Genomic DNA, 12,890 nt, shown 5'->3' with positions numbered 1-12,890 from the left:
GGGCGTTTGGTGGTTTAAAATCAATAGCCTAGATTTTTTATTTTAAATTTTCTTTTAATTTCTGTATACTATATATAACTACATAAATAGGGGGAAAAATTATGTCAATCAATAGTCAAAGAGAATTTGAACTTTTAAAGAAAATTGGTTTTATTCGAACCAGCGGTTCAGAAGAAGAATTAAATGCTGCAAACATTTTATTAGAAGAAATCTCCTCAATAGGATGCACGGGACACTTAGAAGATTTTAAAGTTCCTACTTCTAAAATAAAAAAAGCTTCACTAAAAGTAGTTGAGCCCTATGAAAAAGAATATGAGATTACACCATATAACTGCTCAATTAGTACACCTGAAGGTGGAATAACTACAGATTTTGTGTATATAGAAGATGGACTTGATGCAAATTTAGTGGATCTTAAAGGTAAATTTGTACTTATAAATGTGCGTCCAAACCCTAAACTTTATAAAAAGCTTATAGAAGCTGGTATTGCAGGTTATATAACCATGTGTGGTACTGCCATGGATGAAGAAGATAAAACTGATATTACTGTAGCTAGAATGCGTGAAAAGAATACACAATACGGGAAAATACCTGCTATAAATATGCGCATGAAAGACTGCTTTCATATGGTTAAAAACAAAGCTTCCAAAGTTCATGTAGAACTAATCACTGAAGATATAGAACTTACTTCCCATAATGTTGTTGTAACCTTAGAAGGTTCTAAATATCCAGATGAAATAATATCTTTCGGTGCTCATTATGACAGTGTTCCTTTCTGTCCAGGTGTATATGATAATGGTGCTGGTTCAGTTATTATAATGGAACTACTTAGATATTTTAAAGAAAATCCACCAATAAGAACCTTAAAATTTGTTTGGTATGGCTCTGAGGAAGTTGGACTTCTTGGTAGTAAAGCTTATTTAGAAGCTCATAGTGAAGAACTTAAAAAGCACCTTCTAATGATTAATGTAGATGTTGGGGGCTCCATTCTTGGAAAGGAGAAGGCTCTAGTTACTGCTGAGCAAAGCTTAGTTGATTATATTGATCACATGGCTAAAATTAAAGGCTTCCCGCTTAAGGTAGAACAGGATATATACTCAAGTGACTCCACAGCCTTCGCTGATTCAGGAATTCCTTCAGTTACATTCTGCCGCTTTGCGCCTAACGGTGGAGCATTCATCCACACTCGAAATGATATTATTGATTTTTTAAGTGCTGAGGCCTTGGAAAAGACCACCATAATAACTAGAGAATTCAGCGAATCAATTGTAAACTCAGTAGTGTTTCCAATTGAACGAAAGATTCCAGATAACATGAGAAAAGAATTAGATAAATATTTTAATAAAGAATCTAAAAAAGAAGTTTAGTTAAAAGAAAAAAGAGGCTACCTTTTTTCCAAGGTGGCCTCTTTTTATCACTTAAGATATTTATTCAATTCATCTAGAGTACCCATATCAAATATTTTCGTATAAATTTATTAACTTTTATTTCAACATATAACTATTATTCAAAACTTGAGTATTGTATAGGAATAGGATATCCTCTGCCTCGGAGAAATCAACATAGTCTCCCAGTATATCTGTATCTATATAACGGAGGTCAACAAGAGTTATTTTAGAGTATCCTCTTATCAATAAGGGTGCAATACTGCTTGCAAAGGAATCCCGAAATATTATTAATTCCTTACCGGTGTCATAGGATGGATTGGTAACAGAAATAACTGGTTTAGGCCCTGAAAGGAACAGGTTATATGAGTCTATGCCCTTAAACTTATCTGTCATGTACACTTTACTATATTCCTTGTCAATGGGGTCAAAAACCACTGCATTTTCTATTATACTATTGGTGAGATACACCAAGGTATCTGGGTCCAACTTAAGGGCAGCCTGCCCATAATAGGATCCATAAAAAGGGGATAGCCTTTTCTCCTCATATTTAAAATCCGAAGCCTTAATATCATTGCCCATCTCTTTTAGAATATTGTCAGCTATATCTATTATTTTATCCTGACTCCAGTGAATATCGGTTTTGTAAAAGTCTTTTATATTCAAAGTGCTAAACAAATCAATATAATTCATGTTATAGACATTTTCCTTAATAATCTCCAGTATTCTTTCATAATCCATGGTTAAATACCCCTTTTGTGATGCAGTAAAGTAATTCTTATCAGGTATTATGGAATAACTTACATTCTTGTCCTCTAGATATTTACTATAAACTTCATTAAGCTTTTGAGCTGCATTCAATATAGCTTTTTCATTTAATGGATATTCTATCTTGTAGATGATACCATCTAGGATATATAAACCGTTATTGTCCTTTTGCTTAAACATGTAACGGCTTGTCATGGCCTTTAAACTCCTGAAGGAGTCGCGAAAAACAAACTGGTCAAGGAAATACTTTTCATATTCTTCAAATAGATCTCCACTTATGAGCTTCTCAAAAGAATAAGATGGAACCCCTGCCAGCCTGCGCCTTTCACTATATGAGAATTCACCATCCTGCATTATGATATTGGTCAGCATAAAACCACAGGTTATAATTATAAAGCATAGGGTCACCGCTATATTTTTAACCTTACTTTTCATTGTCAGACCTCCCTGTCCTTTAAAAACGGAAATATAAAAATGGATTAAAGGAGCCATCAACTAGATAACCTGTTATTAACAGCATAAGCAATACATGTACCACAGGCACCATAATGTTCAATGCTCCCCTTCCACTTTTATATGTTTCTAGCTTTTGTTTTATTTTTACAGTTAAAGGCGTTGCACCAATACCTGCCATTATTAAAACAAGCCCATAGCTTTTTAAATAATAAAGGCTCTCAGGCCCACAGAGAGGCACATAGAGCATTCCAAACATACCTTGCAAATTTTCCAATGCCTCACTCATGCTGTTTGCATTGAACAGTACAAAACTAACTGTAATAAAAAACAACGTATACATATGGCTTGCTGCTGGAGGTAAGCTGTTCAGTAGCCTTTTCAGGAAATGTTTTTCAAGAATCAAAAATAGGGCAAAATATAATCCCCATACAATGAAGTTCCATTGTGCACCATGCCAGAATCCTGTAAGAAACCATACAACAACTATGTTGCGAACCCACTTTACCCTACTTACACGGTTGCCGCCCATTGGTATGTATAAATAATCCCTAAACCAGGTTCCCAGGGACATATGCCATCTTTTCCAAAACTCCGTTATGCTTTTAGAAATATAGGGGTAGTTGAAGTTTTCAAGAAAATGAAACCCAAAAATCCGCCCTAATCCTATTGCCATATCACTGTATCCTGAAAAGTCAAAGTAAACCTGTAGCGTAAAGGCCACCGCTGCAATCCAATAAAACAATACAGTTTTCTCATTTGTATTGGAAAATATTTTCCCTAGCTCTCCTAATGTATTTGCTAAAAGCACCTTTTTGGACAATCCAATAATAAAGCGGTTTATCCCATAGGAAAAATTCTCAATTGAATGAGTACGCTGCTCAAGCTCCTCTTCAACTGTTGTGTATCTCACTATAGGCCCCGCTATTAGCTGTGGAAAAAGCGCTACATAGGTGGCAAAGCTAAAAATATTTTTCTGTACCTTTGCTTTCCCCCAGTATACATCAACTGTATATGATAAAATCTGAAATGTATAAAAACTGATACCAATGGGGAGTGCCAAATTTACAAGGGGCACCCCTGTGTTAAATATTTCATTAATATTTTTAATTAAAAAATCAATATATTTGAAATATACCAGTAGCCCAATGTGGACAATAATAGAAGAGATAAGGGGGATTTTAGCATACTTCCCACTTCTTGCCCTGAATATCCATAACCCATGAAGATATCCTGAAATTATGGATACTATCATTAGAATGGAGTAAACAGGTTCTCCATAGAAATAGAAAAACAAACTGGCCAGTAGCAGAACATGGTTTCTTAATTTTTTTGGGGCTATAAAATATAGCCCCAAAACTATGGGTAAAAAATAATATAAGAAAGTAACACTTGAAAACAGCATAATTATTTCTTTAATGCAAGGAATGCATCATGTAGCGGCTTTGCGTAGTCATCGCTCATAACTAGGAATATAACATCGCCAATGCTATCTACGATTACATTTTCAGGATCAACACCTGTACATATCCATTTAGCAGGGTTTACGTTTTCTTTGATATCTTTCTTTATTTTTTCAATATCTGCCCCTTCCTTAACCTTAACCAAGCACAATGAATAGGAACTTGGCCTCATCATAGACTCAGAGCCTATGGCAGTTTCAAACTCAATACCTGCTTTTCCAAGGTAATATTCGGTTTTTTCCGCAGTTATCTGTTCCGTTTGTAGCCTTGGCTTAACGTATTGGTTAAAATCATTATCTAACTTGGCAGTTTCATATATCTTCTCCAAAATCTCCTCAAGAGTACCTTCAAGGTTGCTATTCTTATTGCTGGTGCTCGTTGATGCTTTGCAGGCTGTTAAGCTGAGGACCATCATCAGTGCCATAAGTACTGTAAGTAATTTTTTCATAGTAATTTTCTCCTTTTCTAAATTAACTTTTTAATTCTTAATTGTACAATCAATATGTTATACGGAAAAACTTATAAAATGGTTCGATGATATTAAAAAAAATAGTAGCTCCAGACGCAATTTGGATAGCTACTATCTTAAACATAAAATTATTCTTTCCTACAGCACTCTTCATGAACCCAGTATCCTAAATTAGTTAGGTAAATTGTACTTCCTTTAATAATCTTCTTGGTGCAACATCTGCAGTCAGTTTCATATTCAGCCACTTTTTCCCGCCCTGCCCATATAGGCTTCAGTTCATTCTTCAACTCTTCCTCTGTAAATTGCCTACATACTAAGTCTCTAATATAACCTGAAAAATTATCTCCATGGGTTAATTTAGATTTCTTTTTAGCTAAACTATAAACATGCTCTGGAAGGCTAATAGATACTTTTTTACTCATTATTACTTTAAACCTCTATAATATTACTAACTAGTATTATAGTATGGCCATAGTAGTATTTTGTGCATGGTATTTTATTGTAAACAAGCCTCTTCTGATAACTCCTCTAATACCTGACGCAATCCACTAGACATTTCAATAACTGAAGGAACTTTTATCATCTTCCTCTTCTTAACTTCTTCTTCAACTAAGGGTTCTAATATGTCTTTTGCAAATATCTCTCTATTTGAACTTGCAAACATATCTTTAAGTAATTTTCCTGTTAATTCATCTTTTAATTCATCTTTTAATTCATCAATAATATTTTCAGCTTCTTTTTTATTTAGTAAATAGTCTTCAGCTAATTGTGTAAACACTTTTTCTACTATCTTTACCATTTTGTTAGCATCATCTTCAATAAATTCATTTAGCACAGCTCCTGATACCTTTCCCGCTGCTGCTCCACCAGCAAAAGAACCAAGTATTCCTCCTACGACTCCTCCAATTGCTGTACCAACTATAGGTATTGCTGATCCAATTGCTGCACCTACAGTAGCTCCACCTGCCCATCCTGCTGTTCCACCAGCAACGGTGGAGGCAGTGTTTGCAACATTTTTAAACAACTGACTTCCAGAAATCCTTCCTCTAAAAATATTAGCAACATCAAAGCTGGATAATACAACTGTAGAAACTGCTCCAGTTATTGCATTTCCTCTTAACATTTTAGCTGCACTTTTCATTGCAGCTGCACCATATATATTTCCACCACTCCTAAATGCATTAACTAACATGGCTGATGCTTTGGGTCCCATCAAGGTAACAATTGCATCTGAGCTTCCTACTAATGCGCTGTTTAAACCCGCTCTTGATAACTGGCTTGATAGTACTGCAGTTACAAAGGTAGTTCCCCCAACTTTTAAGCCTGCATAAGTAGCTTTTTTTACAGCAGCATCAAAATTCTCTCCACTCCAAATAGCTGTTGCAAATGCTAAAGTTGCACTTATTCCCATTGCGCCTGTTGCTATAATTGCACCATTGACAGCATCAAAAGTGATGGACTCAACGGTTCCAAATCTAGCTATGTTCCTCGCTTGTTCATATGTAAAATTGCCTTTTCTAACTATCTCTTTAGCTTTTGCAGGGTCACTAACCCCTGGAACCTCCCCATTTTTTATTCTATTTTCCATAGCTTGGACAGCAGCATCGTACTTGTCTAGTGGAACTTCGATTTGCATTGGTGTGCCATCAGCATTCAAATACCTTAGCTTTCCATTCTCAAAACACTCTGAAATGCACTTTGAACCAGTAGCACAGTATTTAGTTTGAATATTAATACCATTAACTACTCTATCAGCACCATTTTTAATAATACGCCCTGTATTTGGATCAATTTCCTCACCGGTTAATTTAACCTTACCCTTTCCAAAAAAATCAGCATTATTAATTTTATCATATAGGTGATTTACATTTTCTGCAGCAAACCCATGTCCTCTAGGTGTATTGAATTTATCCATTCCATATACGGTACTTGCATTGCTAATATTCCCATATATTACTCCTGGAGCAGCTGATACTATTTCAATCTGACCATTTTTTATTTTCTCGTATATTTCTTTAAATGTTTTATCAAGATCATAATTATTTTTTTCTAAATACTTGGTACATATTTTTTCACTTAATCCCGTATTTTTAATTACCTGGTCTAATTTTTCTTTATTATGTTCACTATTACTCACTTTTTATCCCTACTTATCTCAAAATTATTACCCCTTATTTTACCACATTCTTGTATAAAATTTAATATTTTGTCCTTAATAAGGGTTTCCTTTTCTAAAAGTATTTCCCCTTCCCTACTGTGGTAAAATATATATATATTTTTTAGAAAAGGGGGATTATGTTCATGAAAAGAATTGACGAAAGGGATACCATGTTTTCTAGGATGAATTATGCAGAAGGTGAATTCCCATACGAAGACTACTATAGCAAAAATCCTGACAAATTAGAAGTTGATAAGGAAATAAGACAAAAGCCCAATCTTTGCGGCCCTGGAACCATGTCTTATAATCCTATAAATTCTCCCATAGCAGTGGCTTCTTTTAAATTCTTAGGTGATATTATGCACCTATCTGAAGGAGAGGCAAATGGTGTTAAGACTCCACTAGATAAGAAAATAGCTACAAAAAGATTAAAGGGACTCGCTACCCTTTATGGTGCAAGCCTAGTTGGAACTTTAAAAATGAAGGATTATCACTACTACAGTCATAGGGGAAGACATAAAGAAGTTTATGGAGAAGAAGTAAATAACCTGCTACCTTATGGATTAGTTTTTGCTGTGGAAATGGATAAAGAAATGATAAATAGAGCCCCTCAAATATCTGAAATAATTGAAACCTCTAAGGGTTATGTAAATGCTTCAATTATAGGGATGGTATTATCCTATTACATAAGAGAATTAGGCTATAATGCTAGAAACCACATGGACGCAAATTATCTTACTGTAGCTCCCTTAGTTGCTCAAGATGCAGGTCTTGGTCAAATAGGTAGAAATGGCATATTAACCACAAAGGAATATGGCTCTAGAGTAAGACTTGGAATAGTTACTACGGATTTAGAGCTTTTGGAGGATTCTCCTATTGATTTTGGTTTAGAGGATTTTTGCAACCTATGTGGCAATTGTGCCATAACTTGTCCTGGCAAGTCCATACCAAAAGGCCAGCAAAAAGATATTGATGGAAGCTTTAGATGGCAAATAAATCAAGAAAGCTGCTACGATAGATGGAGAAGCCTTGGTACTGATTGTGGTATATGCATAAACAGCTGCCCCTTTAGCCAAGGAATAAATATGGCTGAAATTAATACTTTTAAAGATAATAAAGAAGCCATTTTAAGATGCCTAAAGGAGTATAGAGATAAATATAATATACGTCCATATATTAAAGATTCACCAGAATGGCTTAAATAGTATAAGATTTACTACATAGTTCTTCTCATAAAGGTAAAGCTAAAATTATAATATTCAGTTAATTACTCATATTTTAGCTGGTCAAATTGCTGGATATATACTCTTATTTATTATGAGAAAAGTAGAGTCTATTGGTAAAATAAATTCATTACCCCTGGGTATTGTGTGGGGACTAATTGTTTGGGCTATTATTATTCCAACAAAGGGGTGGGATCAAAAGATTCTCACCCCAACTATTGACAAAGGTACCATTTTAATAGTGATACTCCTTTTTTATTTAGATCATAAGATTATATTTCTAATAAGATTTTGATAATCCTTCTTTAATTTTTACACTATCTTGTTTTTCTAAGTATTGCTTATGACGTACTTGTGTCAATATAAATGCAAATACTAGATAAGCTACAATAGCTATATAGATAGGAGTCGACATATCAGATAGATTTACATAGGATGTACCAATCATCAAAATCCCTACTATAACAAGAAGCACATATAGTGTTGATTCTTTTATTTTTAAAGTAGATTTTGCAAACTCCTCAGGAAACATCTTTGGAAGTCTAAAGCAAGCTACTAGTATAGCAACCTCTGTAAGCATATCTAATCCTATACCCATATTTGCAATAGAAGTAGTATCCATACCTGTAAGTATTGGAACTGCACCTACTAATGCAAATAGTAGTAATAAAAGTACTGGGGTTCCACCTTTGTTTTCTTTAGCAAAAACTTCAGGTAACCATCCTTCTTTAGCAGCCGTTTGAAGTCCTCTAGTAACCCAAGATAATGTTCCATTAAGTGTAGTAGCAAGTGCAAACATAGCACCCCCAATTATAAAGAATATATATAATTGGGGAGGGAAAATCTCTTTAGCAACAACAGTAAGATTTTGGAATGCAACTTTATCAATAGGAAGAACACCACTTGCAACTATACCTATAAGTGCGTAAAAACTAGCTACTAACAATGTAGATATAATCATTGCTTTTGGCAAAGTTTTTTCAGGATTTTCAACTTCACCACCATTCTCTGCTACGAATTTAGCACCGCCAGTAGCAAAAGATAATAAAGCAACTCCCATTAGAAAGTCTTTTATTCCATTTGGCATGATATTAGATTTCGTCATAGTTAATGAACTCCACTCAACCTTTGGCAATCCAAACACAATAAACATCCCTAAAGATAATAATAAGAATGCAACCATGATATTTTGAACTATAGATGAAGTCTTTAATCCGACAATATTTACCAATACCGCAACAGCTAAAATGCTCAACGCTACAAATTTTTGATTAAATTGAGGAAATATACTCACAAAATAACTAGCAAATCCAATAGCATACGTAGCTATCAATACTTGTGTCAGTACAAAAGAACACAAATAAAAGAATCCAGCTTTATCTCCTATCAACCTTTTGATGTATGTATACCCTGCACCATTAGCTGGCAGTGTAGATGCTAATACCGTAAAAGGTAGCATTGTCATAATTGCTAACCCTGCAGCCGCAACAAATGCCAGTGGTGTTCCATGTCCTGTAATACCTACAACAATTCCCGTTAATACCATAATGCCAGATCCAATAATTTGGCCTATACAAAAACCCATACAATCCCAAAATCCTAATTTCTTATTCATTAATTTTCCCCTCCAATTCTTGATATAGTTCTTTCATCTTTTCTAGACCTTCAATTAAAACTTTGCGAGATGTACCAATGTTTAGTCTCATAAAACCATCGGATTGTTCTCCATAGTGAGCTCCATTACCTAAAGCAATGCCGTATTTTTCTGCCATTAGCTTCGTAAGTTCATTACTGCTCATATTAAAACATCCAAAATCTAACCACATTAAAAATGTCCCCTCTGGTCTTGCACATTTTACCTTTGACATCTTTTCTTCAATAAAATCAATAACCATCTCAGCATTTTCTGTTAAGTATATATTTTGCTCATCTACCCAAGCATCACCATAGGTATATGCTGCTTCAATTGCCGGAAATGCAAGAGCACTAGGTCCAAAGATCCATGCATCGGATAACGCACCTTCAATTTTATCCTTTATATCACTATTTGGAATCATCATACAAGACGATATAAGTCCCGCCATATTAAAAGTCTTGCTTATAGCAGTATAGACGATTAGTTTATCATAAATTTCAGGAAATCTTCCCATAGTCGTATACTTGTTTCCAGACAATACTATATCACCATGGATTTCATCAGATAATATAAAAACTTCGTATTTCTTAGATAACTCTGCAATCCTTCTTAACTCCTCGTGTTCCCATACACGACCTATGGGATTATGAGGATTACATAAAATAATAGCTTTTACACCCATCTTTAACTCATTCTCAAACAAATCCCAATTAATTGAATATCTACCCTCCTCAACTAATAGCGGACAATCCACCAATTTCCTTTTTGTATTCTTGATAATTGCGAAAAAAGGATCATAAACCGGCGTAAATACTAAGACCTTATCTCTTTCTTCAGTGAGAGCCTGTATGGAAAAATACAAAGAAGTTACTACACCACTGCTAGGAAGCATATAAGAAATAGGAATATCCCATCCATGCCTACGTGTATACCATTTATTAATTGAAATTAAGCAATTTTCTTCAAAATCACTGTATCCAATTATTGGATGGTCACATCTTTTTTTAATTGCATTTAGTACTTCAGGGACAGATGCAAAATCAGTATCTGCTATCCAAAATGGTAAAAGCCCCGACTCTACTCCAAAAGAATATTGTCTATCCCATTTTATAGATGCTGTACCTCTACGATTTTGTATCTGATCAAAATCATACATAATTATCCTCCCCCTAATATTATATTTATTAATCAATAGCTAAATCTAATTCCAATTTTGGAATTATAAGAACAGCTATCAAACTAATCAAAGACATGATGCTACAAGTAAACCAACCAAGTTTCCAAAACCCTCTTGTACCCAACATTACCCCAACAACCATAGGAGCAATAGGATTTACAATGTTTGATGCACCCGAACATATAGAAGTTACAATTACAAGATCCTTAGTTTCATATAGTTCACTAGGGATTGCCCAATAAACCCCTTGTGCCCATGCTGTTGCAGCCATTAAGGTGGATGCCGTTATAGTCAAAAATACAAAATTACCTTCTCTACCAAGTGGTAGTATTAATGCAGCAATTCCTGCTATCAGATATCCAAAGGATAGCACTAACGCCCTACTCTTTAGTTTATCTATTGCCCTTGAAGCAAGGAAATCTGAAATACCACCAGCTAATATGGAAGCAACAACTGTAACAATACTGATAATCAGCATTAGACTTCCTATCTGCGAATAATTATAGTTTAGATGTGTTGCATAAACTGACATATCTACAGTTACTGCCTGAGTTATCCATGTATTAGCTAAAAACGCTACTACTAATATCCAAGTACTCTTATTGCTTATAATTCTTCTGTATTGCATTACATCTTTTTCTATAGCCGGTTTATCAGTAATCTTCTTGTTCTCTTTAGTTATAACAAGCACTGGAATCGCAAAAATAAGACACGCAATCCCAACAAAATAAAACGACATCTTCCACCCCATTCTTGGGATCAACAAACCCGAAATCCATGCTCCCAAACCTGCACCTGCAGTAAAACTACCATTGAAAATTGCTGTGGCTAATCCCCTATATCTATTACTTGTCCAAGTACTAATAGTAGTTAAATAAAGCGGAAACGCCACTGCATTTAATCCTTGCATCCCTTTCGATATAAAAAAAAGATAGATGCTCTTATTATTAACTGCAAAAGGTATTAAGAACTGTGGTGCTATTTGAAAAAATAACCCTAAAGCCATTGTCTTCTTTAATCCTAAATGTTTATATGCTATTCCTGATAAAAACATAGCTATTACTAAGCATACTGCTCTTAAACTATCTGCTAAAAGTACAATTCTTTCGCTTACCTCCATGATTTTTGCCATGGTACCAACGAGCATACTAAACTGAGTGACAGCAGCAGGCATGCATATTCCCAATAAAGAATAAGTAATGACTAGTGCGATGGGATATAATGTTTCCTTTTTAGATTCCATTTTTCAAGCCTCCTATCTTATATCGAAAAAATTGTCAAAGTACTTGGTGTAAATACTCTTTAGATACTGCATATGTTCTTTCATATAAAAATAAGCAAATTCTTCATTTCTTTCTTTTATTGATTGTAATATCTTATAGTGTTGAGTATCTAATTCACGGGATACGGTATCCTGCCTCCCTGGTGGTACCAATTTGATGTAATTTTCATCAGATTCTAACTTAGTCAAGGAATCAAATAAGTCCGTTAGAATTGGGTTATTTAAGATCTTTAATATTCCTCTATGAAAGTTCTCTAAACTCCCTTCAACATCATTAGATTTTCCTTTTTTCCTATTTTGTTGTAATAAACACTCCTCAAGGTATGCAATGTCTTCCTCCGTAGCTAATAATGCCGCTTTTTTTGCTATTTCAGGCTCTATTAACAATCTAGTTTCAGTTGCAAGCTCAAAATTTCTTCTATAATTTAACACTTCTTCTTTTCCTATATAAGTCATCAATTCATTTTCATCGATTCTAACTATACTTCCCTTTCCTTTGTGAGTTTCGATAATTCCAACCTCTGATAATCCACGTAATGCTTCACGTACGGTTATACGACTCACTCCTGTCATTTCTATTAATTCCTTTTCACTTGGCAGTAAATCACCCTTTTTATATATCCCTTTCAATATCATATTTCGTATCTGTTCTTCTACTTGTTCATACAATGTTTGTGTTTTAACCTTCTTAATCATAGCTACCTCCATTTTTGTGATAAAACATATCATATTATTATATATAATATGTTTGCTTTTATTTACTATGTAATCCGTTTATATAATCGTAATAGTTGTTATATATTATAATAAGTCAGAGCAGCTATATTGTCAAGTTGTTTTTTGATAAACCTTACTAATGCTTGTATATATTGTTAT

Annotated in this window: 11 protein-coding genes; 2 read left to right on the top strand and 9 right to left on the bottom strand. The window is 34.3% G+C overall.

The window, feature by feature from the left end; translation table 11 throughout:
- Positions 1-101: 101 nt before the first annotated feature.
- Positions 102-1,367 carry a M28 family peptidase gene (locus ABDZ69_RS04395; protein WP_343767027.1) on the top strand — a complete coding sequence of 422 codons (1,266 nt, stop codon included), beginning with the start codon at positions 102-104 and terminating at the stop codon, positions 1,365-1,367.
- 117 nt (positions 1,368-1,484) lie between these two features.
- Here ABDZ69_RS04395 and ABDZ69_RS04390 read toward each other — a convergent pair whose 3' ends face one another.
- From ABDZ69_RS04390 to ABDZ69_RS04370, 5 genes are all read right to left on the bottom strand, one after another.
- Positions 1,485-2,588, bottom strand: coding sequence for a DHHW family protein (locus ABDZ69_RS04390; protein WP_343767025.1), 1,104 nt, complete (start codon positions 2,586-2,588; stop codon positions 1,485-1,487).
- 19 nt (positions 2,589-2,607) lie between these two features.
- A complete protein-coding gene (locus ABDZ69_RS04385; protein WP_343767022.1) occupies positions 2,608-3,861 on the bottom strand; it encodes an MBOAT family O-acyltransferase in 1,254 nt (417 codons plus the stop codon).
- Between the two features lie 152 nt (positions 3,862-4,013).
- Complete coding sequence (locus tag ABDZ69_RS04380) at positions 4,014-4,517, bottom strand: hypothetical protein (protein ID WP_343767021.1); 504 nt, start codon at positions 4,515-4,517, stop codon at positions 4,014-4,016.
- 149 nt (positions 4,518-4,666) lie between these two features.
- Positions 4,667-4,960: a hypothetical protein gene (locus ABDZ69_RS04375; protein WP_343767018.1), complete on the bottom strand. Its 294-nt coding sequence runs from the start codon at positions 4,958-4,960 to the stop codon at positions 4,667-4,669.
- 74 nt (positions 4,961-5,034) lie between these two features.
- Complete coding sequence (locus ABDZ69_RS04370) at positions 5,035-6,675, bottom strand: hypothetical protein (protein ID WP_343767016.1); 1,641 nt, start codon at positions 6,673-6,675, stop codon at positions 5,035-5,037.
- 164 nt (positions 6,676-6,839) lie between these two features.
- On the opposite strand from ABDZ69_RS04370, the gene ABDZ69_RS04365 reads away from it, so the two are divergent.
- The gene (locus ABDZ69_RS04365) at positions 6,840-7,901 is read left to right on the top strand and encodes a 4Fe-4S dicluster domain-containing protein (protein WP_343767013.1); all 1,062 of its coding nucleotides are present in this window, start codon (positions 6,840-6,842) and stop codon (positions 7,899-7,901) included.
- Positions 7,902-8,199: 298 nt separating this feature from the next.
- Here ABDZ69_RS04365 and ABDZ69_RS04360 read toward each other — a convergent pair whose 3' ends face one another.
- The 4 genes from ABDZ69_RS04360 to ABDZ69_RS04345 are packed head-to-tail and all read right to left on the bottom strand — an operon-like array spanning position 8,200 to position 12,710.
- Positions 8,200-9,534: an APC family permease gene (locus tag ABDZ69_RS04360; protein WP_343767011.1), complete on the bottom strand. Its 1,335-nt coding sequence runs from the start codon at positions 9,532-9,534 to the stop codon at positions 8,200-8,202.
- Positions 9,527-10,711 carry a MalY/PatB family protein gene (locus ABDZ69_RS04355; protein WP_343767008.1) on the bottom strand — a complete coding sequence of 395 codons (1,185 nt, stop codon included), beginning with the start codon at positions 10,709-10,711 and terminating at the stop codon, positions 9,527-9,529. The genes ABDZ69_RS04360 and ABDZ69_RS04355 overlap by 8 nt, the downstream gene beginning before the upstream one ends.
- Positions 10,712-10,739: 28 nt before the next feature.
- Positions 10,740-11,975 carry an MFS transporter gene (locus ABDZ69_RS04350; RefSeq protein WP_343767006.1) on the bottom strand — a complete coding sequence of 412 codons (1,236 nt, stop codon included), beginning with the start codon at positions 11,973-11,975 and terminating at the stop codon, positions 10,740-10,742.
- 12 nt (positions 11,976-11,987) lie between these two features.
- On the bottom strand, positions 11,988-12,710 hold the full coding sequence (locus tag ABDZ69_RS04345) for a FadR/GntR family transcriptional regulator (RefSeq protein WP_343767004.1): 723 nt from the start codon (positions 12,708-12,710) through the stop codon (positions 11,988-11,990).
- Positions 12,711-12,890: the final 180 nt, after the last annotated feature.

Origin of the sequence: Clostridium malenominatum, assembly GCF_039521365.1 — a bacterium.
GTDB classification, from domain to species: Bacteria; Bacillota; Clostridia; order Clostridiales; family Clostridiaceae; genus Clostridium_AW; species Clostridium_AW malenominatum.
This window is presented reverse-complemented; position numbering and strand designations above follow the sequence as displayed.

Bases quoted from the DNA above. Each gene is read 5' to 3' on its own strand.
- ABDZ69_RS04360 (WP_343767011.1), bottom strand. From the start codon at position 9,534: ATGAATAAGAAATTAGGATTTTGGGATTGTATGGGTTTTTGTATAGGC.
- ABDZ69_RS04365 (WP_343767013.1), top strand. From the start codon at position 6,840: ATGAAAAGAATTGACGAAAGGGATACCATGTTTTCTAGGATGAATTAT.
- ABDZ69_RS04350 (WP_343767006.1), bottom strand. From the start codon at position 11,975: ATGGAATCTAAAAAGGAAACATTATATCCCATCGCACTAGTCATTACT.
- ABDZ69_RS04375 (WP_343767018.1), bottom strand. From the start codon at position 4,960: ATGAGTAAAAAAGTATCTATTAGCCTTCCAGAGCATGTTTATAGTTTA.
- ABDZ69_RS04380 (WP_343767021.1), bottom strand. From the start codon at position 4,517: ATGAAAAAATTACTTACAGTACTTATGGCACTGATGATGGTCCTCAGC.
- ABDZ69_RS04395 (WP_343767027.1), top strand. From the start codon at position 102: ATGTCAATCAATAGTCAAAGAGAATTTGAACTTTTAAAGAAAATTGGT.
- ABDZ69_RS04385 (WP_343767022.1), bottom strand. From the start codon at position 3,861: ATGATAGTATCCATAATTTCAGGATATCTTCATGGGTTATGGATATTC.
- ABDZ69_RS04345 (WP_343767004.1), bottom strand. From the start codon at position 12,710: ATGATTAAGAAGGTTAAAACACAAACATTGTATGAACAAGTAGAAGAA.
- ABDZ69_RS04355 (WP_343767008.1), bottom strand. From the start codon at position 10,711: ATGTATGATTTTGATCAGATACAAAATCGTAGAGGTACAGCATCTATA.
- ABDZ69_RS04390 (WP_343767025.1), bottom strand. From the start codon at position 2,588: ATGAAAAGTAAGGTTAAAAATATAGCGGTGACCCTATGCTTTATAATT.